Origin of the sequence: Gluconobacter cerinus, assembly GCF_025961355.1 — a bacterium.
In the GTDB taxonomy this organism is placed as follows: Bacteria; Pseudomonadota; Alphaproteobacteria; order Acetobacterales; family Acetobacteraceae; genus Gluconobacter; species Gluconobacter cerinus.
The window spans coordinates 795,937-822,023 of record NZ_JAOQNM010000001.1 but is presented as its reverse complement, the minus strand read 5'-3'; the positions used below and the strand labels follow the sequence as shown (position 1 = coordinate 822,023).

Annotated in this window: 25 protein-coding genes; 12 read left to right on the top strand and 13 right to left on the bottom strand. The window is 56.8% G+C overall.

Translation table 11 applies throughout. The features are described 5' to 3' along the window. Positions 1–357: 357 nt before the first annotated feature. From M2305_RS03815 to M2305_RS03800, 4 genes are all read right to left on the bottom strand, one after another. Positions 358–1,608: a chloride channel protein gene (locus tag M2305_RS03815; RefSeq protein ID WP_346006179.1), complete on the bottom strand. Its 1,251-nt coding sequence runs from the start codon at positions 1,606–1,608 to the stop codon at positions 358–360. A 371-nt stretch (positions 1,609–1,979) separates the two neighbouring features. Next, a complete protein-coding gene (locus M2305_RS03810) occupies positions 1,980–3,341 on the bottom strand; it encodes an L-serine ammonia-lyase (RefSeq protein WP_264648609.1) in 1,362 nt (453 codons plus the stop codon). A gap of 20 nt (positions 3,342–3,361) precedes the next feature. Then, complete coding sequence (locus M2305_RS03805) at positions 3,362–4,255, bottom strand: cation diffusion facilitator family transporter (RefSeq protein WP_264648608.1); 894 nt, start codon at positions 4,253–4,255, stop codon at positions 3,362–3,364. A gap of 8 nt (positions 4,256–4,263) precedes the next feature. Then, positions 4,264–5,310, bottom strand: coding sequence for a cation diffusion facilitator family transporter (locus M2305_RS03800; RefSeq protein ID WP_264648607.1), 1,047 nt, complete (start codon positions 5,308–5,310; stop codon positions 4,264–4,266). A gap of 214 nt (positions 5,311–5,524) precedes the next feature. Between M2305_RS03800 and M2305_RS03795 the strand changes: the two genes are divergently transcribed. Then, complete coding sequence (locus tag M2305_RS03795) at positions 5,525–6,118, top strand: DUF805 domain-containing protein (RefSeq protein ID WP_211501923.1); 594 nt, start codon at positions 5,525–5,527, stop codon at positions 6,116–6,118. On the opposite strand, the gene M2305_RS03790 is transcribed toward M2305_RS03795, so the two are convergent. The 3 genes from M2305_RS03790 to M2305_RS03780 are packed head-to-tail and all read right to left on the bottom strand — an operon-like array spanning position 6,115 to position 8,701. Then, complete coding sequence (locus tag M2305_RS03790; protein WP_264648606.1) at positions 6,115–6,915, bottom strand: ABC transporter permease; 801 nt, start codon at positions 6,913–6,915, stop codon at positions 6,115–6,117. The genes M2305_RS03795 and M2305_RS03790 overlap by 4 nt on opposite strands. Further along, positions 6,912–7,736 (bottom strand): ABC transporter permease, encoded by an 825-nt coding sequence (locus tag M2305_RS03785; protein WP_086634362.1) that lies wholly within the window; start codon positions 7,734–7,736, stop codon positions 6,912–6,914. The genes M2305_RS03790 and M2305_RS03785 overlap by 4 nt, the downstream gene beginning before the upstream one ends. After that, a complete protein-coding gene (locus M2305_RS03780) occupies positions 7,733–8,701 on the bottom strand; it encodes an ABC transporter ATP-binding protein (RefSeq protein WP_215764432.1) in 969 nt (322 codons plus the stop codon). The genes M2305_RS03785 and M2305_RS03780 overlap by 4 nt, the downstream gene beginning before the upstream one ends. 195 nt (positions 8,702–8,896) lie before the next feature. On the opposite strand from M2305_RS03780, the gene M2305_RS03775 reads away from it, so the two are divergent. From M2305_RS03775 to M2305_RS03760, 4 genes are read left to right on the top strand one after another with little or no spacing between them, the layout of a single operon-like run. Then, positions 8,897–9,478: a DJ-1/PfpI family protein gene (locus M2305_RS03775; protein WP_264648605.1), complete on the top strand. Its 582-nt coding sequence runs from the start codon at positions 8,897–8,899 to the stop codon at positions 9,476–9,478. 26 nt (positions 9,479–9,504) lie between these two features. After that, positions 9,505–9,828 (top strand): ribbon-helix-helix domain-containing protein, encoded by a 324-nt coding sequence (locus M2305_RS03770; protein ID WP_046899987.1) that lies wholly within the window; start codon positions 9,505–9,507, stop codon positions 9,826–9,828. Positions 9,829–9,888: 60 nt separating this feature from the next. Then, positions 9,889–10,506: a TIGR00645 family protein gene (locus M2305_RS03765; protein WP_086634365.1), complete on the top strand. Its 618-nt coding sequence runs from the start codon at positions 9,889–9,891 to the stop codon at positions 10,504–10,506. Continuing rightward, the gene (locus M2305_RS03760) at positions 10,503–12,110 is read left to right on the top strand and encodes an NAD(P)/FAD-dependent oxidoreductase (RefSeq protein WP_086634366.1); all 1,608 of its coding nucleotides are present in this window, start codon (positions 10,503–10,505) and stop codon (positions 12,108–12,110) included. Before M2305_RS03765 ends, M2305_RS03760 begins: the two co-directional genes overlap by 4 nt. On the opposite strand, the gene M2305_RS03755 is transcribed toward M2305_RS03760, so the two are convergent. Continuing rightward, positions 12,107–13,393 (bottom strand): MFS transporter, encoded by a 1,287-nt coding sequence (locus tag M2305_RS03755; protein ID WP_046899984.1) that lies wholly within the window; start codon positions 13,391–13,393, stop codon positions 12,107–12,109. The two genes, M2305_RS03760 and M2305_RS03755, sit on opposite strands and share 4 nt — an antisense overlap. Positions 13,394–13,633: 240 nt before the next feature. Here M2305_RS03755 and M2305_RS03750 point away from each other — a divergent pair, with 240 nt between their 5' ends. Then, entirely contained in the window at positions 13,634–14,623 is a 990-nt protein-coding gene (locus M2305_RS03750; RefSeq protein WP_252349852.1) for an EAL domain-containing protein, read from the top strand. Between the two features lie 52 nt (positions 14,624–14,675). On the opposite strand, the gene M2305_RS03745 is transcribed toward M2305_RS03750, so the two are convergent. Together M2305_RS03745 and M2305_RS03740 are read right to left on the bottom strand one after the other, a co-directional pair. Further along, the gene (locus M2305_RS03745; RefSeq protein WP_086634368.1) at positions 14,676–15,035 is read right to left on the bottom strand and encodes a YidB family protein; all 360 of its coding nucleotides are present in this window, start codon (positions 15,033–15,035) and stop codon (positions 14,676–14,678) included. A 131-nt stretch (positions 15,036–15,166) separates the two neighbouring features. After that, positions 15,167–15,871: a pirin family protein gene (locus tag M2305_RS03740; RefSeq protein ID WP_264648604.1), complete on the bottom strand. Its 705-nt coding sequence runs from the start codon at positions 15,869–15,871 to the stop codon at positions 15,167–15,169. Between the two features lie 112 nt (positions 15,872–15,983). Between M2305_RS03740 and M2305_RS03735 the strand changes: the two genes are divergently transcribed. Continuing rightward, on the top strand, positions 15,984–16,937 hold the full coding sequence (locus M2305_RS03735) for a LysR family transcriptional regulator (RefSeq protein ID WP_086634370.1): 954 nt from the start codon (positions 15,984–15,986) through the stop codon (positions 16,935–16,937). Continuing rightward, entirely contained in the window at positions 16,934–18,145 is a 1,212-nt protein-coding gene (hemA, locus tag M2305_RS03730; RefSeq protein WP_264648603.1) for a 5-aminolevulinate synthase, read from the top strand. The genes M2305_RS03735 and hemA overlap by 4 nt, the downstream gene beginning before the upstream one ends. 75 nt (positions 18,146–18,220) lie before the next feature. Here hemA and M2305_RS03725 read toward each other — a convergent pair whose 3' ends face one another. Beyond that, a complete protein-coding gene (locus tag M2305_RS03725) occupies positions 18,221–18,568 on the bottom strand; it encodes a gamma-glutamylcyclotransferase family protein (protein WP_249198508.1) in 348 nt (115 codons plus the stop codon). A gap of 31 nt (positions 18,569–18,599) precedes the next feature. Further along, positions 18,600–19,097, bottom strand: a complete 498-nt coding sequence (locus M2305_RS03720; protein WP_264648602.1) for a DUF1543 domain-containing protein — start codon at positions 19,095–19,097, stop codon at positions 18,600–18,602. A 307-nt stretch (positions 19,098–19,404) separates the two neighbouring features. On the opposite strand from M2305_RS03720, the gene thiC reads away from it, so the two are divergent. The 4 genes from thiC to purF are packed head-to-tail and all read left to right on the top strand — an operon-like array spanning position 19,405 to position 23,660. Then, entirely contained in the window at positions 19,405–21,258 is a 1,854-nt protein-coding gene (thiC, locus tag M2305_RS03715; protein WP_046899976.1) for a phosphomethylpyrimidine synthase ThiC, read from the top strand. Positions 21,259–21,271: 13 nt separating this feature from the next. Then, a complete protein-coding gene (locus M2305_RS03710) occupies positions 21,272–21,628 on the top strand; it encodes a hypothetical protein (protein WP_264648601.1) in 357 nt (118 codons plus the stop codon). A gap of 3 nt (positions 21,629–21,631) precedes the next feature. Further along, the gene (locus M2305_RS03705) at positions 21,632–22,195 is read left to right on the top strand and encodes a CvpA family protein (RefSeq protein WP_264648600.1); all 564 of its coding nucleotides are present in this window, start codon (positions 21,632–21,634) and stop codon (positions 22,193–22,195) included. A gap of 25 nt (positions 22,196–22,220) precedes the next feature. Further along, entirely contained in the window at positions 22,221–23,660 is a 1,440-nt protein-coding gene (gene purF, locus M2305_RS03700) for an amidophosphoribosyltransferase (protein WP_046899973.1), read from the top strand. 87 nt (positions 23,661–23,747) lie between these two features. Here purF and M2305_RS03695 read toward each other — a convergent pair whose 3' ends face one another. Then, on the bottom strand, positions 23,748–25,952 hold the full coding sequence (locus M2305_RS03695; RefSeq protein ID WP_264648599.1) for a histidine kinase dimerization/phosphoacceptor domain -containing protein: 2,205 nt from the start codon (positions 25,950–25,952) through the stop codon (positions 23,748–23,750). Between the last annotated feature and the right edge of the window lie 135 nt (positions 25,953–26,087).

Sequence of the window (26,087 nt, the reverse complement as noted above, 5' to 3'; positions counted from 1 at the left end):
AATGCCCTTGAATCAATCAAAGATAATTTTGATTATGGGCATATAGGATTGTTATTGCGGTGAAGCGCCTGAAATAGCGTTCTTTTCGGGCGCGGCGGTTCAATCGCATGTTCGAATTTTAAAAACAATATGGATTTTGGATTTTTGTATCTTTATGTGAAATTTATTTTCACGTCGACATCTCTGAATAGATGAAGAAATGCCGGAAAACTCACGATTAATCAGGCGTTATCGTGCAGTAAAATAGATTTTCTGATGGATAGAGAGATCGACGCGTATTGGAAGAGTTTGAGGTCGAATTAATTACTTATTAACGAAAAGAATCTTAAGCCTCGTTTCTTAATAAAAAAGCGCTCCTCAGAGCGCTTTTTTATTTTCGGTGGCTGCTGTGTTCGATTCTGGCGCCTCAGGTCTGGGCGGTCGCAGGGCATGTTCGTTGGCTTCCATGAATCTGTCAGCCAGCGCGGTGTACAGTGGGCGAGGACACACCATGCGAGAGACACCAAACGCCAGAAAGGACGTGGCCAGCAGCGCAAGCGTCACCTGCTGGTTGTCACACATCTCCATGACGATGATCGTCGCTGTAAGGGGAGACTGCGCGACGCCACAGAAATAGGCGACTGTCCCCAGGAGTACGACTGCGCCGGGCGTGGTGTGGGGCAGAAACTGCTCAACCCAGCCTCCAATCGCAGCACCAATCGCCAGCGATGGCGCAAACATGCCGCCCGGAATGCCTGAGCAATAGGACACCAGCATCGCTAGATATTTCAGGACGAAGAAAGAGGCCGGATAGTGCTCTGTGCCCGAGAAGATGGCGCGAGCCTGCGCATAGCCCGTTCCATAGGTTGTCCCTTTGGAGATCAGGCCAATGATAGCCAGTACGAGCCCACAGGCTGCTGCAAAGGCAATTGGGCGCTTTCCGGCGAAACGGCCGACAGGGCCTGGAAGACCACGCGACGCCTTGATGACCAGTGCCGCGAACGTTCCACCTGCCAGTCCGCCGAGGATGCCGCAGGTCAGCACCGCGATCCATGCTGTACCAACCGGGATATCAACGTCGGCATGGCCGAAATAGGTGTAGTTTCCCAACAGCGCGATGGCCGTCACACCGGAGACAACAACGACGGTCAGCGTCCGTCCGGAGGTGCGCTGTTCGAAAGAATGGGAGAGTTCTTCAATCGCAAAGACGATGCCGGCCAGCGGTGTATTGAATGCTGCGGCCATACCAGCCGCGCCACCGGCAAGGATCATGCTGCGCTTTGCGGCAATGTTGGACTGTCCGAGGAGGCGGGAGAAGGCATGCATGATGGATGCCCCAACCTGAACGCTTGGCCCTTCGCGCCCGATAGACGCACCGCAAAGCAGGCCCAGACAGGTTAGAAGAATTTTCCCAACCGAGATCTTGAGCGCCAGAACCCTGTCGACCATCGTGTAATTCTCGATGTGCAGGGTGGCAATTGTCTGCGGAATACCTGAGCCCTGTGCACCTTTGAAAAGGGTTCGGGTCATCCATGTGATGAAAGCGAGACCTGCCGGGGCCACGAACAGCATCGCCCAGGGGTGCCATTCCAGAATCCGTGTTCTCAGATCAGCAGCAGCGTCACCCATACGGGCGAAAAGCACGGCAACAACACCAATGAGAACGGCGCCGATCCAGTAGATGACAGTGCGCCGCCACTGGGTTGTCGTGGCGCGGGCCGAGCGTCTCAGATGATGGATACGATCCTTACGGCGCAGGGCGTGCTGTGAGGAGACATGTCCCGGAGGTAAGGGCTTGGGAGCAGGGCTTGGAGGAGTGGGCAAGGTATCGGCCAATGGAGGACGTCCAAGAAGGAGTGTCGGGCAAGGGAAGATACGCCCGGTTCAAACCCCGCGCGTTACATGTCCGGTCCTGCCAGCCTTCTTCGCGCCGGGTCAAGAAGTCTGAACCGATCAAGTAGAAAATGAACGCAATAACTCGCAATGTGGCTGCAACGGTCTCAGCATTCCGGAAAGCTGACAGCCAGACCGCCCAGCGACGTTTCCTTATAGCGATGGTTCATGTCCGCGCCGGTTTCGCGCATCGTCTGGATCACCTGATCCAGAGAAACATGGTGCACTCCGTCACCGCGCATCGCGAGTGAGGCCGCGTTGATGGCTTTGATGGCTCCAAACGCGTTGCGCTCAATGCAAGGGATCTGGACGAGGCCACCAATCGGGTCGCAGGTCATGCCCAGATGATGTTCCATGCCGATTTCAGCAGCATTTTCAACCTGATCCGGTGTGGCGCCCAACGCTGCGGCAAGCCCGGCTGCGGCCATGGAGCATGCGACGCCCACTTCGCCCTGACAGCCTACTTCTGCCCCAGAAATGGAAGCATTGCGCTTGAACAAGGCGCCGATAGCGGTGGCGGTCAAAAGAAAATCCCGCATGCCCTCCCGTGAGGCGCCGGGACAGAAGTCCCTGTAATAGCGCAGGACGGCAGGAATGACGCCGGAGGCACCATTGGTCGGAGCGGTTACAACGCGTCCGCCCGCAGCGTTTTCCTCATTCACGGCGATTGCGAAAAGACTCACCCAATCCATGATTTCATGGGGTGCGCGCTGATTCCAGCGGGTTCCACTTTCCAGCTTGCGGTGAAGAGTGCGTGCGCGGCGTTTGACATGCAGTTTGCCAGGAAGAATGCCGTCTTCTCTTAGTCCCCGGTCGATGCAGTCCATCATCGTATCGAGAATACGGTCAATATAAGCAGTGACGTCTTTATCGGCTCGAAGGGTTGTTTCATTGGCCCAGATCAGGCCAGCAATAGTCAGGCCGCTTTTCTGGCAATCATCCAGCAGTTTGCGCCCCGATATGACATCATAAGGAACGGCGACGGGCGGGATGAGAGTGGCCTCGGTAGAGTGGTCTTCCGGAACAATAAAACCACCACCGATCGAGCAGTAGCGCTCCCGTAGGAGAGACCTTCCAGCACTGTCAAAAGCTTCGAACTGGAGCGTGTTCGGATGGACAGGAGGAACGGTTTCGTAATCGAAGACGGTATCGGACGCCGGTTCGAAAGGGATGGTCTGACCCCGGAGTGTCAGATGTTTCGTAGACTGGATTTTTTCGATGACCTGCTTGGCATCATTAGGCGAAATCTGATCCGGGAGCCATCCTTCGAGGCCGAGAAGAACGGCTGTGTCTGTTGCATGTCCAACGCCAGTCCATGCCAGGGAGCCATAAAGGGTCACCTGAATTCTGGCGACAGATATGCTTTCTGGAAGGGCCTCGGCAAAGGCGTGTCCGGCCCGCATGGGGCCGACCGTATGGGAAGAAGACGGGCCGAGGCCAATGCGGAACAGGTCGAAAAGACTGATCATGGTCGGAATGTCCGAAGCTGTCAGGACAGGACCAGAACGCCGGAATGCTTGGCCTTGTCAGCAGGTTCTACGTGAATATGGATCGAAGCCCGCCCCAGTTCTTTCCGCAGACCCGCTTCAATACAGTCGCAGATTTCATGCGCGTCATGCACACTCATTTCGCTCGGAACGACGAGGTGAAACTCGACGAAATGTAAGGGGCCCACTTTCCGCAGACGCAGATCATGCGCTTCGAGAGCGCCAGTTCCGCTTGAGGAGATGACAGCCTTTACGGTTTCCACCGCCTCTGTGCCTGGAATTTCGTCCATAAGACCTGACATGGACAGGCTCATCATCGAGAAGCCCGCCCGCAGAACGTTCAGGGCAACCAGGGCAGACAGAACTGCGTCCAGCCGGTCCCATTTGATGACGGGGATAAGGGACACGCCGATGACCAGCGCAACAGTCGCCCAGACGTCTGACTGAACGTGCTCCCCTGCAGCCAGCAGGGCCTGTGAGGAGTTCTTCCGGCCGAACCCGATGAGAATGCGTGCCCAGACCAGATTGACGACACCGGCGAGTGCATTCAGTGCAACGCCCTGGAAGGGGGCATGAACCGGCATCGGATGCATCCAGTCATGTACGGCTACGACGAGAATGCCGAGTGCCGTCAGAACAACCAGAACGCCTTCAATAACAGCGGACAGGTATTCTGCTTTGCCATGGCCATAAGGGTGATTGTCGTCAGCGGGCAGTGCTGCAATGGAGAGTGCCCACAGGGTGCCGAATGCCGCAATGACATTCAGAATGGTTTCAATGGCATCAGACAGCAGCGCATCTGAGCCGGAGACCCAGAATGCTGCGTACTTGATAGCCAGAACCACTACGCTCACCCCAATGGAAGCGTAGGCAATCTTGATACGTGTGGACGTCATTGAAGCTCTCAGCAGCAGACCTGTTGAAGATCGCAGGACGCTGGTGGACTTTCGATCTGGAAGGTGGGGTGAGAAATTTTGAACTTGTCACGCAGGAGGATTGTGGCCTGCGTGATGATCTGTTCGGGGCTTTGCTGTGCCGTCTCATCCCGCAGCAGGTGGACTGTAAGAGCTGTTTCTGTCGTGCTCATCGGCCAGATGTGCAGGTGATGCAGTCCACAGACGCCGGGAACGGCCAGTAGGGCAGCCTGAACGTCCGCGGGTACAATCCCGGCAGGAACGCCATCCAGTGACAGGGAGACCGACCCTTTGAGCAGAGACCATGTCGCGACAATGATGGACACAGAGACAATCAGGCTGACGATCGGATCAATGATCTGAAAGCCGGTCCATGTGATCAGGAGCCCTGCAATCACAACGGCAAAGGCCATCATGGCATCAGACGCCATATGCATGAACGCACCGCGAATATTGAGGTCGTTCGAGGCCCCCTTCATGAAAAGGAGGGCAGTAAACGCATTGACCGCAATTCCGACGAGCGCGACCCAACTGACGACCGACCCCTCGACGGGCGCATTCGCGAAAAGACGAACGATGGATTCCCAGATGATCCCACCCGTCACCAGCAGCAGGACCGTCGCATTCACGAAGGCCGCAAGAATGGTGGAACGACGCAGGCCATAGGTGAAACGTGTGGTGGGGGCACGACGGGCCAGGCTTTCCGCCAGCCATGCTGCGCCAAGGCCCAGAATGTCCGACAGGTTGTGCCCTGCGTCTGCCAGAAGGGACAGCGAGTGTGCCCAGACACCCCAGAGGGCTTCGGCCACAACATAAATTGTGTTCAGGACGATCCCGATAGCGAAAGCACGGCCGAAATTCGCCGGTGCATGCGTATGCGGGCGTCCAAAACCAAACCCATGATCGTGCCCGTCACAGCCCTCATGGTCATGATCCTGCTGATCATGAGAGGCATGGTCGTGCCCATCTGCATGAGAATGGTCATGATCGGTGTGGTCATGGCCGTGTGCGCACGTGTGGCTGTGATCTGATGTCATGTCCGGGCAAATCTGTGGCTGGGGTCTCGCATCATATAGCATCTCGTTCCATCAACCCAAGCGATGATCTGGCTCGTCCAGAATTGTCAGTGCGCGGATGTTGATAGAGCACGGTTTTTCAACGCTGTGGGTGGACGCGTCGGTTATATTCCGTAACAAAGAGGAGACCTAGCCCTGCAATGTCAGCAGAGGGGGACTTGCAGGGAGAGTGTCCATGAAAGGCACCGTTCTCGGATTTGATGTTCAGACGGGCGAAGGCGTGATCCTGAATGATCAGGACGTCCGGTATGCATTTTCGAAAATGAACTGGCGGGACACTCTGGCGCCCATGAAGGGGCAGCGGGTGGATTTCGAGCCCTGGGGCACAATGGCCAACAATGTGTTTCTGGATATTCAGGCCGGGCAGTTTGCGTCTTTGCCCGCTGCGGACATGTCTTTCACTGACGCCGTTCGCAGCTGTTTCCGCCGGGCAACAGACTTTCAGGGCCGCTCCCGCCGAAAGGAATACTGGTACTTCAGGATTGTTGAAATCTGCTGGACGATCCTGGTCTCCCTGATTTCCGATGATCTCAAGCACAGTGGAAGTGTGATTGCAGGGCTGCTGAACCTTCTCCTTATTCTGCCTTGCCTCTACATGTTCGTTGTAGATCTCAGCGTCTCTGTCAGAAGGTTGCACGATACCGGCCGGTCAGGCTGGTGGATGCTCCTGTACTTTACGGTGATCGGGATGATTCCGGTGTGGATCATGATGTGCTTCGATACTGACTATCGCATCAACAAGTGGGGGTATCCGGCCAAGCAGCCCTAACTCCCGCTTGAAACATATCCGGCTACGCCTTTTTGCCAGCACAGAACCATCAGGCCGAGAAACGCAAAGCCCATCCCTGGAGACAGCAGGCCAAACCAGAGAGGCATGCCCAAAGGGTCAGGATGGTTCAGCATGGCTAGAGCCGGATAGTAACAGACAGCCGACAGTGGGAGCGCCCATGTCAGGAAGCGACGAAGCCAGCGCGCGAACATGGTGAGTGGGTATTGTCCTGCTTCCACGCCGCCATAGGTCAGGACGTTCACAACCTCCAGCCCTTCAACCGTTACGAAGCACAGGGCGGCCTGTCCGATCAGAACGCCCAGAAACATGGCGGCCCCGCCCGTCACTGCCCAGAGCAAAAGCCAGACTGTCGCCCATGAGACATGTGGCGAGAGCCAGAAACCTGCTCCCATAACGAATGCCCCCTGAAGGAAGCGGCCGATCGGGCGAAGTCTCAATTCGTGGCCAAGAAGCAGGACGAGTGTCGAGCGTGGGCGAAGAAGAAGCCGGTCAAATGAGCCTGTCTTGACGTACTCGCCGCCAAAAACCTCAAAACCGCGGCCAAGGGTTTCGGCAATCGCAAAAGATACGTTTACCAGTCCGTATAGAACGGCCACGGCGCCAATATCCCAGCCCGCGATGCTGCCAAACCGCTGGAACAAGCTCCAGATTCCGAAGAAGCTCAGCAGGGTGGTGACGAAATTTCCAATGAGCTGAAGCGCGAATGTTCCGGGATACCGCAGTTGTGCCTTGATCGAGGCTGCTGCCATGCGCCGGTAGAGTGAAAATGCATTCATGCGCCCTGAACCTCCATCCGGGAGATGGTGCGATGCATCCAGAAACGCCCCACAAGGGTGAGTGCGGCCAGCCAGAAACATTGAATGCCCAACGCGGTCAGAACGCCGCCCGGGATGGCCATGCCCATGTAGAGCCGAATGGGAATGTCAGAAATTCCGGCAAAAGGCTGGAACAGGAGCAACTCACGCGCCCAGTCCGGATAAAGCGGCAGCGGCAGGAGCATTCCTGAGAGCAGAACAGCCAAGGGTGTGCCGACAGCATACGTTCCGAGAGGCGATAACGTTCGGGCCGTGACGATATTCCACCACATCACGATGCTTGCGGAGATGAAAGCACCAAGGATGAAGGAGCACAGAGCCAGCATTGCGGCCCACAATGAGGCGGGCGGAGCAAGGCTCCAGCCATTCAGCCCAACGAGGGCAGCAAGTGGCCCTGCGACAGCGGCAAGAAGAACTGCGCGCGGAATGGCGTTGCCAAGAAGACGGGCAAGCGAAGCCGAGAGCCACCAGTTCCATAGATCGACGGGGCGTAACAGGTCATAGACGATTGCTCCGCTCTTTGCTGCTTCACCAATAGCGGGGAGGCAGCCAAGAGGAAGCAGGGTGAAGAGGGATTGCTGGATCCAGGTGTACGTCATGGCCTGACGCAGCGTCATGGGTGCATCCACGCCGGGGGCATGATGGTAAACCGCGGCATAGGCCATGAGGGAAATCGCGCCGAACCACATCTGCGCCACAAGCCCCGCCAGTACCGCAAGACGATATCGCAGACCAATTTTCCATTGCAGGACAAAAGACGTCACATAGGGTTTGATGGTCACGATGCGTGGTCCGCGTAGAAGCGTGTAATAATTTCTTCAATCGCCGGGCGCCCGATCCGCAGATCACCCAAGCCTGGCAGTGTCGAAAGATGCGCTACAAGCAGAGGCGCGGGCAGGCGTTGCGGATCAAACGTGATCGTCACGCTGCGAGAGCCACGCGCTGTTTCTGTCGCCCCCTCGGGCAGAAGCAGGTCTGGCAGCGGCCCGGTAAAATCTGCTTCCAGAATTCGTTCCGAGAGAGTGGTCGCCTGAAGGGCTTCAAACGGGCTATCTGCAAGAATACGACCATGACCGATGACGATGACCCGGTCTGCCAGTGCTTCAATATCATGCATGTCATGCGTGGTCAGAAGCACCGTTGTGCCGCGCTCGCGTCGTAGATCCCGCACAAAAGCGCGTACCGCCAGCTTGGACGGGGCATCCAACCCGATCGTAGGTTCATCCAGAATAATCACATCCGGATCATGGATCAGGGCAGCGGCAATTTCTGCCCGCATGCGTTGGCCGAGAGACAACTGCCGGACGGACTGATCCATGATGCCGTGCAGATCCAGCGCATCCGCCAGACGCTCCCGGTTGCGAAGGAACCGCGCTGGCTCCACGCTGTAAATATCCCGGAGAAGCGCCAGACCTTCCCCAACAGAAAGATCCCACCAGAGCTGCGTGCGCTGGCCAAACACCACGCCGATACGCGCGACATGTGCGATCCGGTTTTCCCAGGGGATCAGGTTGCCAACGCGGACGGTCCCGGAGGTCGGGCGCAGGATACCCGCCAGAATTTTGATGGCAGTAGATTTCCCAGCGCCGTTTGGCCCGATGAAACCGGCAATCTCGCCTGCGGGGACGGTGAAAGAAATGCCGTCCAGAGCCGTGATTTCGCGCGTTTTGCCACGCCAGCTGCCGCCATCACGGACCTGATATGTCTTGCGGAGGTCATGCACCTCAATCGCGGCAGCATTCTTCATGACGGAACAGGGCCTTCTGACGGCACCAGGGTGCCATGACTGAACGGAATCATAGTTCTGCGTGAGCTCTCATATTCAGGCAAGTGGGAGGGCATGGTGACAGAGCGGAATGTCGTCACCACCTATTACCCACGCGCTTCCCGAATGCGGTAAGGTGGGAGCAGTATTGTGAACCTTGATTGTCAGGATGATCCGATGGCCAGTAAACGTATTCTCATGCTCGCAGGTGATTTCGTTGAAGATTACGAGATCATGGTGCCATTTCAGATGCTGCTGATGGTGGGACACAAGGTTGATGTGGTGTCACCGGGCAAGAAGGCTGGAGAGCAGGTGGCAACGGCCATCCACGATTTTGAAGGCCATCAGACGTACACTGAAAAGCGCGGTCATAACTTCACGCTGAACGCCACTTATGCAGGCGCAAAAGCGGAAGACTATGACGCACTGGTCATTCCCGGCGGCCGTGCCCCGGAGCAACTCAGCACCGATGAGAGCGTGCTGGACCTGATCCGCGCTTTTGTCACGGCTGACAAACCGATTGCCGCTGTCTGCCATGGTCCGCAGCTTCTCGCCGCAGCAAATGTCATCTCAGGGCGCAAGGTCTCCGCTTATCCGGCCTGTCGTGCTGAAATGATCCTTGCGGGGGCTGACTATCAGGCCATCGCAATTGACGGCGCTGTGACAGACGGCAAGCTCGTAACAGCGCCAGCGTGGCCAGCGCATCCCGCATGGATTGGTCAGTTCCTGAAGGTTCTGGGAACAAAAATCGAAGCCTGAGCCTTTGTTCCGTCAGGAGAGCCCATATGTGTGAACTCTATGTCCGTGCCGATCCGATCTTCTATGAAAGCCGCACGCGGTCGCTGCGGATTCATGGGGTCGTAACGACGATCCGGCTGGAAAACATGTTCTGGGACATCCTGACGGAAATTGCGGCGGCAGATGGCATGACCGTCAATCAACTCATCACCAAGCTTTCGGACGAAATTCTCGAACTGCGTGGTGAACTGCCGAATATGGCGTCGTTCCTAAGGGTCAGTTGCCTTCGCTATCTGGACCGGGAACGTCGCGTGCAGTCAGGTTCCAGTTCCGCCGTTGGTCAGACTGTTGCCTTGCGTCGTGTTGGATAATCGATACGGCGCAGCAAAGAGGCATTGGCGGAAAGGCTCGCAAAATCGTACAGAAGGACCATGACGACTCCTTCTTCCCCACAGAGCCAGAAACCTGGCAGCAATCCCTTGTCCTCGCGACGCGCAGAACACGTCATGGAACGTGCCTTCTTCGCAACCCGCTGGATTGCCGCACCGCTTTATTTCGGCCTGACCATCGGGCTGCTGCTGGTGGCCTTCAAGTTCTTCCAGCAGCTTCTGGGTCTTGTTCTCAAGGCAACAGGCCTGGATTTCGATGACGTTTTCGTTGGTGTGCTGGATCTGATCGATCTGGTCCTGCTGGCGAACCTGCTGCTGATCGTCATGTTCTCGGGCTACGAGAACTTTGTTTCCCGTCTCGATATCCGTCAGCACGAAGACTATCCGTCCTGGATTGGTCACGTGACGTTCGGGGATATCAAGATCAAGCTCATGGCGTCCATCGTCGCCATGTCTGCCATCCATGTTCTGGCTGACTTCATCCGTGTGGATGACACCTCCACGCGTGCTCTGGAATGGAGCGTCGGAATTCATCTGGCCTTCGTTGTGTCCGGTGTTCTGATGGCCGTCATGGATCGCATCATGGAAGGTTCGCCGGATACGCATCACGCCGATCCGCAGCCTGACGCCGCCCAGCACAAAGAAAAGCACGACGCATGATTCGCCTGACAGAACTGCGCCTGCCGCTGGAGCACTCTGAAGAGGCGCTCCGGGAGGCGGTGCTGACGCGCCTCAATATCCCGTCCGAGGCCCTGAAAAGTTTCAAGATCGCCCGACGCGGCTACGATGCCCGCAAGCGCGGTCACATCGTTCTGGTGTACAGCATCGACTGTGACGTGACGGACGAGGCGTCTGTCCTTGCGGCCCATGAAGCAGACCAGCATGTTCGCTCCACGCCAGACACAACCTATCATCTTCCCCAAGCCACGTTGCCCGAGGGGATGCCGCGCCCTGTGGTTATCGGGGCAGGTCCTTGCGGGATCATGGCGGCGCTGACGCTCGCGCAGGCCGGTCTCAAGCCTATCATCATCGAGCGTGGGAAAGAGGTTCGCGCCCGAACGGTTGATACGTTTGCCCTTTGGCGGAAATCCGTTCTGACGCCTGAGAGCAATGTCCAGTTTGGCGAAGGTGGAGCCGGGACGTTCTCTGACGGCAAGCTCTACTCTGGCGTGTCCGACCCTCGCAATCTGGGCCGGCGTGTCATTGAAGAGTTTGTTCGGGCCGGTGCGCCGGAAGAGATCCTATACGTCTCCAAGCCCCATATCGGGACCTTCCGACTGGTTACGATGGTGATGTTCATCCGCGAGGAAATCGAACGTCTCGGCGGCGAGTACCGGTTTGAGACGCGCGTCGATGGCTTTGACATGGAGGGTGAGGGAACGGAACGCCGTTTGCGAGGCCTACGCCTTTCAACGGGAGAGACCCTGCCTGCCGAGCGCGTTATCCTGGCCGTTGGGCATTCCGCACGCGACACCTTCGAAATGCTCCGTGATGCGAATGTCGCCATGGATGCCAAGCCGTTCTCTATAGGTGTGCGGATCGAACATCCCCAGTCTGTCATTGATACAGCCCGTTTCGGCTCATACGCCGGGAACGATTTGCTGGGGGCTGCCGATTACAAGCTGGTTCATCACGCGTCGAATGGCCGGGCTGTGTATTCGTTCTGCATGTGCCCGGGCGGACAGGTCGTGGCGGCGACGTCTGAGATTGGACAGGTCGTGACCAATGGCATGAGCCAGTATTCCCGTGCCGAACGGAATGCGAATAGTGGAATTGTCGTTGAAGTGACGCCGGAAAAGGACTTTCCGAACGATGTTCTGGCGGGTGTCGAACTTCAGCGGAAATGGGAAAAGGCAGCGTTTGTGGCTGGTGGCGGCGATTACCGTGCTCCTGCCCAACGCGTCGGGGATTTTCTGGCCGGTCGCCCTTCCACAACGCTGGGGGACGTCGTGCCGTCCTACCAGCCAGGTGTGACACCGACTGATCTGACACTCTGTCTGCCGGATTTTGTTTCGGACGCCATTCGTGAAGCTTTGCCGCGTTTTGAGCGCAAGTTAAAGGGCTTCTCGATGGATGATGCTGTCATGACCGGAGTGGAAACGCGTACATCTTCCCCGATCCGGCTTCAGCGAGACCGTGATGGCCAGAGCCCAACATTGCGTGGGCTTTTCCCTGCGGGAGAAGGGGCAGGATACGCCGGCGGTATCCTGTCCGCCGGCATAGATGGAATCCGTACCGCCGAGTGGCTGGCAGCCTCTCTTTAAGAGGCTGCTTCTTCGTCGCCTTCCATGGTTTCGCCCGGAAGGTGCTTCGGCTGAAGCAGGGCGATACCGGCCGTGACGGCGCTGGACCCGACCACGAAGGCTTCCGCAGTGAGCGGGAGCGTGATCGGTGTCCGGCCAATTCCCGGAATCAGCCATCCAGCAATACCCTGCCCGATAGACCCTAGAGCATAACCCAACCCCATGCCGAAGCTACGTGTCTCGGAAGGGAAGCATTTCGCCAGATAATGCGGCACGAGGGCGAAGATACCGGATGCAGCAGCACCCATGACGAATGCTGCCGTCAGCAGCATGCTCCAGGACGGAGCACTTAGGAACGGCCAGATTGTCAGAACAACAATCGCAATCGCCCCGAGCATGACCTTCAGGTCACCCCATCGTTCTGCCAGCCAGCCACACAGGATTTTTCCAGCGAAGGATCCGATGCAGTAGAGGGTAATGGGAATGAAGATATCCTGCGGTGTTAGGTGATGGCTGCCACGCAGGATCGTGGGGTAAAATGTGTAAATGGCCGCTTTCTGAAATTCCAGAAACGCCATGAAGGCAATTGCCTGTATGGCCGCACCGTTCAGGCGGAATTTTACCTTGGGAAGAGGCTGTGTCGGCGTTTTGGCCTGACCGGCCGCGCGGTCTGCCCGGTTCCGCAGCCAGACCGGGCTTTCCTTGACCCCGAGACGAATGAAAATCGCCAGAAGAGCAGGCGCCAGTCCGATGAAGAACAGCACGCGCCAGCCATAATGCGGCAGGATCAGAGCCTGCGCACCAGCTGCTGCAAAATATCCGACTTCATAACCTGACATCATGAGCGCAGACGCCATCGGGCGTGTCCAGGCGGGAACACTTTCCATCAGCAGGGCTGCAGAAGCGGTCCATTCACCACCAAAACCGATGCCGAACAGGAACTGGACAATGCCCAGCATCAGAAGACTGTGGGACAGGCCTGTCATGGCAGAAAAAACACCGAACCAGACCACGCCGAGCATAAAGGCCAGACGACGGCCATAACGGTCCGCGAGCCAGCCCCAGCTTGTGTTGCCTATGGCGCGTCCAAGGGACTGGGCCGTCAGAACCATCCCCAGTGTGCCAATGGTGCAGCTGAAATCATGAGCGATGTCCGGCAGTGTGAACATCAGGGATGTCTGGTCAAAAGCGTCCAGAAACCATCCCAGAAAGGACGCGAACGTCACCTGCCAGAAAGGTAGCAAAGCCTTGAGAGAGTTGCGGGAAGACGTGTTCGGGGCGGAGCGAGCGAGAGCATCCGTCATCAACAATGTCCTGACAGGCAGATTGAACCTGCGCGCTTGAAGGAAGTGGCACGGAAAATCCGCTTGAGCAGAATCGGTAGCAGAATTGTCCTGATTGAGCGAACGAAGAATTTCACTCTTGGTTCCACAGCCATTTTGTTGCGGCCCCACGGGAAAGTGAGCGGGAAATGGGAGTTGTTAAGGGAAAATTAGCCTTCTTCCGTCATTCTGTCGCACAGATGGAACAGGAGATGTTCGAAATTGGATGATGCAGGACGGGATGTCAGTTTTGCGGACGCAGCCTCATTTGGCCCCGGAGTGACTGGCGCTGTGACCAGAGACCGGAGAGATGATCCTGTGAGGTCCGAGACGAATATTTCTCCGACGAGTGCCACGATGTTCGCCACCACCCTGCGCAGTCGCCGGGCGCGCCAGAAAAGTGCACTGCCGCCTTTGCGATGGCTGCCTCGGATGGGGGCTGGCCGAGCGGGAATGGAAAAGCTGATTGGTGCTCAGGTGGACATGAGTCAGCTCTGGTTGGCTATTCCCCGACGGACCGTGAGGCGAAGTCGTCGCAAGCCGCTTGAGCAACAGCAGAGAGAGTTTGATCTGGAGCTCCTCCAGGTTGCCTGTACGCAGGCCGCGAGCTGGCCAGAAGGTATGCGGCTCATGGTTTCACTTGAAGACGATCAGGCGCCTGACACCGCTTTCAATGGTCGCTTGAACAGTGTCCTGGATCAGAGTGGGTTCCCGATTTCACGTCTGGATCTGGTTTTCCAGGAAAGCGGGATTGCTCAGGAGGAGCGCGAAGTCTGTTACACGCTGGCATCTCTTCGGGACCGTGGCGTTCAGATCTTCACGAACGGGTTTGGCTCCTCGGTCTCCAGCCTGACTTTGCTGAGAGAGCGCGCTATCAGCGGCCTGCTGGATGGCGTGCAGTTTGATCTCGCAGTTCTGTCTGCATCTACGCTGTCCTGGAGTTTGCAGGGAAGTGTGCCAGAACTCGATGAAGGTGCAGTTGTTTTCTATCGCGCCGCTCTTGAAGCCGTCAAAGCGCTGGGCTTGTGCATTCGTGCCACGGGTGTGGACACGCCAAAGCAACTGGAATTCGTTCAGAAAACCGGTTGCTCTGAGGCGTCTGGCCTGATTTTGGCGGGTGCTGAAACGACCGCTCAGATTACCGAGCGGTTCGCCAGTGTAGACGGTCGGTCAAGACGACGACGTATGACCCGGACAGCCGAAGGGCTATAGCCAGCATAACCGGCACCTCTTTACAAACATGAAAGAGCTGCCGGTTATGACTTCAGATCTTGCACTGGTACTGGAACAGGCGCTCTGGATCCACGCGAAGCAGGTTAGCAAGCATGGGGAGGACTTGTGTCAGGGCATCCTCAATCGCTTCAAGCGACTGTCCCGTCTGATCTGCAATATATTTGAGATGCTTCTCACCCATGAGCGTTTCGACTTCCTTGGGGGTGAGCGGGTTGGTTTCCGTGTTGTGAATTTCGCTCACACGGGTGGCAAGGTGACAGTCGTCACGCATCAGACGGATTGTCACTTCCGTCAGGCCAGACCTGTCCATGCTTGCATTGCTAAGCCAGTCCCCGAAGCGGACGAACAGGGAAGTGGATTTCTGGCCTTTGGTCTCAGTCGTGGTTGTCATGACCCGTACTCCTCATCAAGGGAGAAACTGGCCGCATCCGGTGGGACTTGGCCCTGTCATAACAACGTTTGAAGAAGGCGTGTGTAGCATGAGGCGGAAACACCTTTGCGTGATGTTTCCGCCCATCCGCATCAGTCTAATGGGCCACTTTCTACCAGCACAATTTCTGCGTCTTCCAGGGCCGTCATGACGATGGTTTCCACATCCGTCAGAGCTGCCCCGTCTCGCGTTGCAACGGTGCGACCCTCGATTTCCAGACTTCCTGTTGCGGGTACGAGATAGGAAAAGTTCTCCCGGCTCGTTTCGAAAGTCAGGGTCTCGCCCGCTTTCAGGGTTGCCCCAAGAACGCGTCCCTTGGCCCGGATCGGCAGAGCGTCCTCCTCTGGAAAGCCGGACGCAAGGGTTACAAACCTTCCGCTGCGGGCGTCCTTGGGGAAAGGACGGGTGCCCCAGCTAGGCGTGCCACCTGGTTCATTGGGGATGATCCAGATCTGGAAGAGGGTGGTGTCTTCGGTTTCCTTATTGAACTCGGCATGGACGATGCCGCTGCCGGCAGACATGACCTGAACGTCGCCAGCTTCCGTACGGCCTTTGTTGCCAAGGCTGTCTTCGTGAGAAATGGCTCCGGTGCGAACATAGGTGATGATTTCCATGTCCTTGTGCGGATGAGCGCCGAAGCCTGTCCCACCTTCGATTTTATCATCGTTCCAGACGCGCAGACGGCCCCAGTGCATGCGGTGCCGATCCGTGTAGCCAGCGAAAGAGAAATGATGCCGGGCGTCCAGCCATCCATGGTTGGCGTGGCCAAGCGAGGAGAAGGGTCTGATATCGAGCATTGGTCGCTCCTCAGTAAAGGTTATGGCCTTCAAGATGGGCGCGATGTGGCGTAAAGAAAATGGAATTGATGGAAATATAAAGTTTCCATAAAGCGCATCTTAGAGAGGCTGTATGCTCCCCGATCTGGAAGGCTGGGCTGTTTTTGCCCGTGTCGCTGAAAGCGGCTCGTTTGCCTCTGCCGCGCGCACTCTTGGGCTGTCCCCGCCTACAGTGTCCAAGGTGATTGCGCGTCTGGAGCATCGCCTGAAAACGACTCTCTTTCAGCGAAGTGCGCGTCATCTTTCCCTGACATCGGCCGGAGTGGCGTGCCTGGAACGTGCCCGGCGGATGTTGGCTGATGGCGAAGGATTGGAAGCAGAATTACGGGAAGGCTCAGTCAGCCCCAGAGGAACGATCCGCCTGGCGGCTCCCATGGGGTTCGGGCTGGATATTCTTGGACCTGTTCTGCCGGAATTTATGGACCGGTATCCGGATATTTCCATGGAGATTGATCTGGATGATCGGACCGTCGATCTGCTGAGTGGCCGGTTTGAAGCAGCCGTCCGCATCACACCGGGAGACCTCGCCCCAGTAACCAACGGAGGGGCTCATCTTCTTTGTCGTTCCGTGATGCGGCTGGTCTGTTCGCCACAGATGAAGGAGAGACTCGGGACGATCGAAAAGCCGGAAGATCTTTCAGGCAATGCAGGGTTGCTCTACGCGAATTCCGATCTGCCAGACCTTCTTCGCCTTACGCATGAGAACGGCCAGCAGGCCTCTGTTCGTCTGCGAAGCAGGATGATGGTGAATAGTGGGGACATGCTTTTGCCCGCGCTCCGAAATGGCTCAGGCCTAGCGCTTCTGCCAGATTTCATGCTGCGGAGGGATCTGGATGCGGGGCGATTGGTTGAGGTTCTGCCCAGGTGGCGGGGCAGTGTTCTGTCGGTCTGGTTCATGGTCGTGGGGTGTGGTGCCACCCGGATGCAGATGCCTGCGCGGCTCCGTGTTCTGCTGGCCTATCTGGAGCAGGCCCTTGGCGGAAAGATTTCACAGGATTACAGTGCCGCGCAGGAGAAAACGCGATGAATTATGATGCGATGTTCCAGTCCGCCCTGGACGGTCTGCGCGCCGATGGCAGCTACCGTTACTTTGCGGAACTTGAGCGCCGGTCCGGCAATTTCCCGAAAGCCTATCATCATGGGCTCGGTCGTGACGTCACAGTGTGGTGTTCCAACGATTATCTCGGCATGGGGCAACACCCGGAAGTCCTCAAGGCGATGCATGATGCCCTTGATGAGACGGGCGCTGGCGCAGGTGGAACGCGCAACATTTCCGGCACGAACCACTATCATGTGGAACTGGAAAAAGAGCTGGCTTCCCTTCACGGGAAAGAAAGCGCCCTGCTTTTCAACTCGGGCTATCTGTCCAACTGGGTAACGCTCGGCACTATTGCGGGTCGTCTGCGGAACTGTGTGGTTCTGTCTGATGAACTAAACCATGCCTCCATGATTGAGGGGATCCGTCATTCCCGCGCTGAAAAGCAGATTTTCCGTCACAACGATGTGGAAGATCTGGAGCGTCGCCTGAAGGAACTTCCAGCAGACGTCCCCAAGATCATCGCGTTCGAGTCCGTCTATTCTATGGATGGCGATATCGCCCCGATCGAAGCCTTCTGTGATCTGGCCGACAAATACGGCGCCATGACTTACCTTGATGAAGTTCATGCCGTGGGCATGTACGGCGATCACGGTGCAGGCGTGGCTGAAAAGCTGGGCCTGTCCCATCGTCTGACGGTGATCGAAGGGACGCTCGGCAAGGGGTATGGCGTCGTGGGTGGCTATATTGCTGCCTCCGCGCCGCTTTGCGATTTCGTGCGCTCTTTCGGTTCAGGCTTCATTTTCTCCACGGCTCTGCCGCCGATGATTGCTGCGGGTGCTCTGGCCAGCGTCCGTTATCTCAAGCGCAGCAGCGCAGAACGTGAAGGACAGCAGCGCGCTGTTGCCTATCTGCGGGCCGCTCTGGACAAGGCAGGCATTCCGCATGTCGGCAACCCGAGCCATATCGTACCCGTCATGGTGGGCGAGGCTGAGCTATGTCGGGATCTCTCCGATGAGTTGCTGAACCGCTTCGGGCATTATATCCAGCCGATTAATTTCCCGACCGTCCCGCGCGGAACGGAGCGTCTGCGTCTGACGCCGACGCCGCTTCATACGAACGAAGCAATTGATGGACTGGTTGAAGCACTCTCCACGCTTTGGCGCGAACGTCAGCTCAAGCGCTCTGAGGCTGCCTGAAGTCAGGTAAGACAGCGTTCTGAATTCTGAGAAAGGCAGCCGGGTCACTGGCTGCCTTTTTTGATTCCGAGCTGGTCAGGCGCGCACGTAGACCCACGCATTTTTGCCTGAGCGCAGTGTAACTTGCACCCTTTTGTAGCTGGACACTTCGTAAGCATCCGCAGCGAGAAGCTCAGCTTCAGTGATGCAGAAGACTTGCCCTGTGATTTCGTCCTGTGGATTGTCACTCGGGCGAATAACAGGATGAAAGCGTTTGCCGCTGGCCTTGATGACAGCGGCGTCTGTGATTTCCATCATCGACGCCTGATAGCCCGTCATCGCATCCTCTTCGCCATGCAGCAGGCGACCGAATGAGGACAGCTGAACCTCGGGTTGCTGGAGTGTTCCGTAAGAAAACAGGTAAACTGGCATCTGATCAGGCATGAGTAGCTCCGTGAGATAAAGCGTAGGGACGTCAGATCTTGCGGTAGCCTTGCCAAAGCGCTGTGACAGGGTGCCCGTCGTCCTGTGGAGTCAGATGGATGTAAAGCCCATCAATCTGTTCCAGCGGCAGGCAGTCATCCACTTCCATGAAGTTGTCGCGGTGGCGATGGTCATAGCCCGGTAATAGGGTCTTTTTGGCTTTTGCCTTGGCATCCTCTGCCGATGCGGCGACGAGGAAGGTAAAAGCGTGCTCTTCCTTCAACTCACCGGCCGCATATCCACCCATATTGATGAAATAGAGCGATTGGGAGCCTGTAGGCTTTTCAGGACTGAGTGTGACGGCGTGCCCGTCCGCCCATGTGATGATGCCGTAGGCATCGACGTGCAGGGAATTCCGAACCCCAAACCAGCGTTCTGCAAGTGATGGATAAGCATCTTCCGGCTTGTTCGCGATTGCAAACTGAACATCATGAACTTCGATGTTCGCGCCGGGTGCTGCGCCACCGAGATAGAAAACATACAGGTTCAAAAGCGTGTCTCCTCAAAACGTAAAGCAGGTCATAGCTGTTTCCCCGGCTCACTTCACGGTGAAACGCATTGACAGGACGAAGCTGATGCGATGAGTGTGGCCCCTACCAGGGGGAGCTTCGCCAAAAGAAGCTGAGAGGTCACTGAAGGGCTGTAAGGTCTGCGGTGTGACGACCCTGCCGGGTGCATCCTGCATCCGGGAAACCTGATCCGGTTAGAACCGGCGGAGGGAATGGTGTTGAGACACAACGAAACTGGCTTTGCCAGTGGTGCGTGCTGTTGCTCCCTCTGCCTCAGAGGGGGCGAACATGGGTGACATTCCACAAAACCTGAACCAGAGACCAGCTGTAGGTCATGTGACGACAGGCCCAATTCAGGGTTCCTGCAAGAAATGGTCTGAAGCGCCGGGACGCCCAGATATTCTGGTTCCATATCGCGAAATTGCGCTGCATCCGTCAGCGAATGAAGCGCCTGTCAGAGTTTATGACACGTCTGGTCCTTATACAGACACGTCTGTCACGATTGATGTGACGAAGGGCCTCTCGGCTCCACGTGCAGAATGGCTTGCCAAGCGAGGTTTCGAGCGGGTTGCAGCGCGGGCCGTGAAGCCGGAAGACAACGGCTTCGCAAGCGAGGCGCAAGCTGTTCCGGCGTGTCCGGCACCGCACGAAGTCTATTCGGGTGAGGGCGCACAGCACGTCACGCAGTATGAATACGCAAGGGCCGGGATCATCACGGAAGAGATGATCTATATTGCTCATCGCGAAAACGTTTGCCGTGCTGAAATGGCTGAGGGAGCGGAAGAGCGCCGGGCAGATGGCGAGGATTTCGGTGCGGAAATTCCAGCGTTCATCACGCCAGAATTTGTGCGCGAAGAAGTGGCGCGGGGGCGGGCTGTCATTCCCGCCAATATCAACCATCCGGAACTTGAGCCGGTTATTATTGGCCGCAACTTCCTTGTGAAGGTGAACGCCAATATCGGCAATTCGGCTGTGACGTCTTCTGCGGCCGAAGAGGTGGAAAAACTGGTCTGGTCCATCCGCTGGGGTGCGGACACGGTGATGGATCTCTCTACAGGGCGGAACATTCACAACATCCGTGACTGGATCATGCGGAACTCTCCAGTGCCGATCGGCACTGTGCCGCTGTATCAGGCGCTAGAGAAGGTGAATGGTGTTCCTGAGAAGCTGACGTGGGAGATCTTCCGCGACACGCTGATCGAACAGGCCGAGCAGGGCGTGGATTATTTCACGATTCATGCTGGTGTCCGCCTTCAGCACATCCCGCTGACAGCAAAGCGTACCACGGGAATTGTCTCCCGTGGTGGCTCCATCATGGCGTCCTGGTGTCTGGCGCATCATCGTGAGAGCTTTCTCTACGAGCACTTCGAAGAGATCTGCGACATCATGCGCCGGTATGACATCACCTTTTCACTGGGGGATGGGCTGCGTCCGGGGTCGATTGCCGATGCGAATGATGCGGCGCAGTTTGCTGAACTGACGACGTTGGGTGAACTGACGAAAGTGGCTTGGGCAAAGGGCTGTCAGGTCATGATTGAAGGGCCGGGTCATGTGCCGATGCACAAGATCAAGGTCAACATGACCAAGCAGCTTAAGGAATGTGGCGAAGCGCCGTTCTATACGCTTGGCCCGCTAACGACCGACATTGCGCCGGGATATGATCACATCACGTCGGGTATCGGGGCGGCCATGATTGGCTGGTTCGGGACGGCGATGCTTTGCTATGTAACACCCAAGGAGCATCTGGGTCTGCCGGACCGCTCAGACGTGAAGACGGGTGTCATAACCTACCGGATTGCGGCTCATGCGGCTGATCTGGCTAAGGGGCATCCGGCAGCTCAGTTGCGGGATGATGCCCTGTCCCGTGCACGGTTCGAGTTCCGGTGGGAAGATCAGTTTAATCTGGCGCTGGACCCGGATACGGCACGCAGCTTCCACGACGAAACGCTTCCAAAAGAGGCTCACAAGACGGCTCATTTCTGTTCGATGTGCGGCCCGAAGTTCTGCTCCATGAAGATCAGCCATGACATTCGCCGTGAGGCAGAACGTCAGGATGGTATGGCGCAGATGAGTGAAGTCTTTCAGGAACATGGTGCAAAACTTTATGTTCCGGAAAATGAAGTAGAAACGATTGCGGAATAACACCTGACGCGGAATGATTGAGGGTGATGGCCTTGCGTCCATAGGCCATCACCCTCATCATAGAGTGATGCCGCTTAAGGAAGACCTTCTCCCATTCCGGAAAACCCGCAAAGTCACGAAACTGGCGACCCGGCTGGGCAATTCGGCTTCAAACTGCGTTCTGCATGTCATGGTCAATGATCGCGCCGGTTTGGTCCGTGAAAGTGCGGCTTTTGTCGGTCTTCTTGAGAAGGTGTGGAAAGCCCGTGGCGTTGAAGCTGATCACGTCTGGGCAGAGCTGAACGAAAGAATCCGCCTTGCGGAAGAACTTCGTGCTAATGGCATCCGTCCGCGTAAAGGCGGCCACTATCGTTCCACCAAATTGCCCTGAGCCATGACCTCTCTTCCAGATCTGTCTCATATTTCGCCGGATGACCTGAGCCGGCTGGATATCGGCGTGTTGATCGTGATTGGTCTGTCTGCTCTTTGGGGGCTGACACGCGGATTTACCACGGAGCTTTCCGGGCTTGTCGCCTGGGCTTCGGCCGTCATTCTCACCTATCGGTTCCATGCAGCCCTGGTTCCATGGATTTCTCCCTATCTGCATGAGAACTGGCTGGCGGAGAGCGCAAGCGCAGCAGTCCTGTTCATCGTCATCCTGCTGACGCTGACGACGATCGCCGGGCGTGTGGGTGCAGCGGTGAGGGGCACTCTTTTTGGCGGCGTAGACCGCATACTGGGTGCTATTTTCGGCATTCTGCGCGGATATGTGATGCTGATCGCACTTTATCTGCTGGCAGGGTCTTTTTTCGGGTCCTGGACCTCCTACCTGATGCAGGGAAGCTTCACCGGGCCATATATTGAGGCCGGAGCATCCCGACTTGCCGGTTATCTGCCACATTCATTGCAACCACATCTTGCATCGCCGCCCACAAGCGGTCATGACGCGTCGTTGTGAACCCAGTCCGGAAAGGCCGAACTGCATGACTGCCTCCGATACTCTCAACCGTCCTTACGAGGAATGTGGCGTTTTCGGCGTCTGGGGCGTGCCTGATGCGTCTGCCCTGACCGCTCTTGGACTCCATGCGCTTCAGCATCGTGGTCAGGAAGCTGCCGGAATCGTCAGTTTCGATAACGAACGGTTCCATCAGCACAAAGGTCTGGGGCTGGTCGGTGATGTCTTCGGAGACAGCCGTGTCATGGCAACGCTGCCTGGGAGTGTTGCCATCGGTCATAACCGATACGCTACCACAGGCGGAACGCATGTCCGGAATGTGCAGCCTCTGTATGCGGATTACGAGTTCGGTGGTCTGGCCGTTGCCCATAACGGAAATCTGACCAACTCTGCCACACTGAAGCAGGCGCTGGTAAAGCGCGGATGTATCTTCCATTCCTCCACGGATACGGAAGTCTTCATCCATCTCATCGCCATTTCCCTCTATACCACGGTGCTCGATCGCTTCATTGACGCCGTCAAGCAGGTGAAGGGGGCTTACTCCCTCATTACCCTGACGCCCGATGACGGCCTGATTGGCATGCGTGACCCATTGGGCGTTCGTCCGCTGGTTCTGGGCCGGATGCCGGGGTACGAAGATTCGAATGGTGGCTGGGTTCTTTCCAGTGAGACCTGTGCGCTCGACATCATTGGCGCGGAATACGTTCGGGACATCGAGCCAGGCGAAATCGTGGTGATAAACTCTGAGGGGCTTCGGTCCCTTCGCCCGTTTGGCGATCAGGGTGGGCGCTTCTGCGTTTTTGAATACATCTACTTTGCACGACCTGATTCAGTGCTTGAAGGCCAGCCTGTCTATGAAGCACGCAAGCGCATCGGTGCGGAACTGGCGCGCGAGACGGCAGTCGAAGCAGATGTTGTCGTGCCAGTGCCGGACTCCGGCGTACCGTCTGCTATCGGATACGCGGCTGAGAGCGGTATCCCGTTTGAGCTAGGCATTATCCGCAATCATTACGTCGGCCGGACATTCATTGAGCCAACGGATCAGATCCGAAATCTTGGCGTGAAGATGAAGCATTCCGCCAATCGTCCGGTTCTGGCTGGGCGTCGGGTCGTTCTGGTTGATGACTCGATTGTACGTGGAACGACGTCTCGCAAGATTGTGGATATGGTGCGCGCAGCCGGTGCGACGGAAGTGCATATGCGCATTACGTCTCCGCCAACGCGTCACCCTTGCTTCTATGGCATTGATACGCCCGAAGAGAGCAAGCTGATGGCAGCAACCCACACGATGGAAGAAATGGCTGCCGTTATCGGCGTGGATAGCCTCGCCTTCATCAGCTTTGATGGCCTATATCGGGCGCTGGGTCATGAAAGTCGTACGGATGGCGCAGGTCGCTACTGCGATGCCTGCTTCACGGGTGATTATCCGATCACGCTCGTAGACAAAGAAGGCAATCTGGTTTCCTGAGTGATATTTGCTCTATTGCGACCTTATGGAAAAAGCGCCTGCTCTCATGAGGGAGTAGGCGCTTTTTTTGTGCTCAGACAGATGCTTTCAGGAATACAGACCTTCAGGAATGTCTTCATGCGCTGAGGCAGGTCCGTTGATGTCGAGCGGCACAGCCATGACAGCCTCAAGGCCCGGGGAAAGCGGCGTATAGGTGAGGGTGCCACCAAGGCTTCCGACGACAGCCTTCATCATACGTGTCCCGAAACCGCTTCCGTTCAGATTGATGTCATGACGGCCCTGATCGGAAACAGTCAGCGTCAGACGGTCGCCAGTGACGGAAAGTGAGAGGTAAAGCGGACCGGCCTGGCCACCGTAGGCATATTTGCTGGCATTGATGACCAGTTCCGTCAGCACCAGTCCGACATTAATGGCGCGGTCTGCTGAAATGGAGACGGGTGAAAGAACCATGCGAAGTTGCGCCTGCCATTCTTCGCCGAGTGAAGAGCAGAGCTCTTCCATCAACTCTTCAAGGTAGCGGCTCAGATCAACCATGCCCATCTGATCGCCACGATACAGACGCCGATGCACCAGCCCGATGGCCGCAATCCGGTGCTGGGCTTCAGAAAGGGCTTCGGTGGTTTCTTCGTTCGTGGACGTCCGGGCCTGAAGCTTCAGGAAAGATGCCACCATTTGCAGTGAGTTCTGCACACGGTGGTTTACCTCACGGATCAGGAAGTCTTTCTGTTGAATCAGGCTCTCACGTTCCTGAACTGTTGCCGTCAGGGTCGCATTCAACTCGCGGAGTTGCTGGGTCTGATAATCGGCAATCAGGGTACGGCGGAGACGACGGGCGGCCTGCTTCTGTTCTGTTGTCCATCGATGGGAATGACCCAGAACGGTCTGCTCCCAGGACTCAAAAGATTTGCGAGGATGCAGAATCCCGTCGTGGTCAGGTGCTCCTTTGTGAGGATTGCCAGCCCACTCAATGACCTGAACGATCTCGACCCGGCTCCAGACAAGCGTCAGGGAAGTTCGGAAAGGCAGTGTGATGGCCAGAATTCCGGCAGAAGCCTCGGGCCACATTTCTGCAGGAGGGTAGTCCTTGCCCAGGCAGGAGCTACAGAAAATCCCGCCGTTGCTGCCCAGGCGGAGCCAGTCACGAATGGCCAGGAGATCCGAATGTTCAGGAACCTTGCCAGACGTTTTGATCTCTTTCTGATCAATGACTGCAAAGCCATCGCAGGGAAACAGGCTGCGTAACTCCGTAACGGATCGCTGCAGATTGTCCTTTACGGACGCGGCAGGATCGAAATGGGACGTCGCGAACTCAATCGCATTCCTCAGGCGCAGACGCTCCTGATACGTGATGAGTTCTTCCTTGTTTCGAAGCTGACGTGACATGACGCCAGCGAGCGTCCGGCATGCGGCTCTGATGTCCTCAGAGAGGATGCGCGGTGTCGCGTTGTGGCAGGTGATCATGCCCCACAAAATGCCGTCCACGACCAGAGAGATGGAGGCTGAAGCCGCCACGCCCATGTTCGACATATACTGCAAATGGACGGGTGAGATGCTGCGAAGCTGCACATCACTCAGGTCGATGCCTGTGGTGCCAGCCTCACCAGGGCGAATAGGGGCAGCTTCGTAATGAATGTCTGGAATGACACGGATACGGTTGCGCAGATAAAGCGCACGCGCCTGCCGGGGAATATCGCTGGCCGGAAAGTGGTGGTTCATGAGGGATGGGAAAGCCTCATTGCGCTTTTCCCCCATCACGCAGCCAGAGCCGTCTTCCTGAAAGCGGTAGACAAGCACACGATCAAATTCGGTCAGCTTCGCGAAGACCTGTGCGCCGTGATGGCACACGGCAGCAATGTCCGGGCAACGCTCGAAACGATCAGCTGTGGCATCAATTTGACTGAAGATTTCCCACGTCAGGAAATTACGACTGTCCAGAGGCTCCAGTTCTACCAGAAGGTGCTCGCCAGAGACGTGGAACTGGGCATTGAACGTCTCGTCCTGCAGGCCGGAGACCCGGGTATTGTTCAGGGCCTTGCCGCCTGACAGTTTCAGCCCATCTGCTGGAATGTTCAGAAGATCAGGCAGGCTCTGGCCCAGCCAGTTCGGATTGAGGCGCGCTTCCAGATCGCCTGCGCCGGCAATAATCTGAAGAGTATCGGCCTTGGCAATCAGGAGAAGCCCGTAGGGCTGGATCGCATCCGGGCGATGGATCTGCTCACGATCACAGGATGTGAGCAGCGCATCTGAAAGGGGCTGCCCCGACTGGAGAGAGATCTTCGACGATAAGGTCAAGGTCTGAAAATCCCTCTTGGCGGAAATGCAGAAAGTGTTTGGTCTTGTCATCTAGGCAGGGGCTGCTCGAAAAGCAAACCCCTGTGAAAATACGACAATTCAACAGGAATATATCGTGAACCTTAAGGTTTTCGG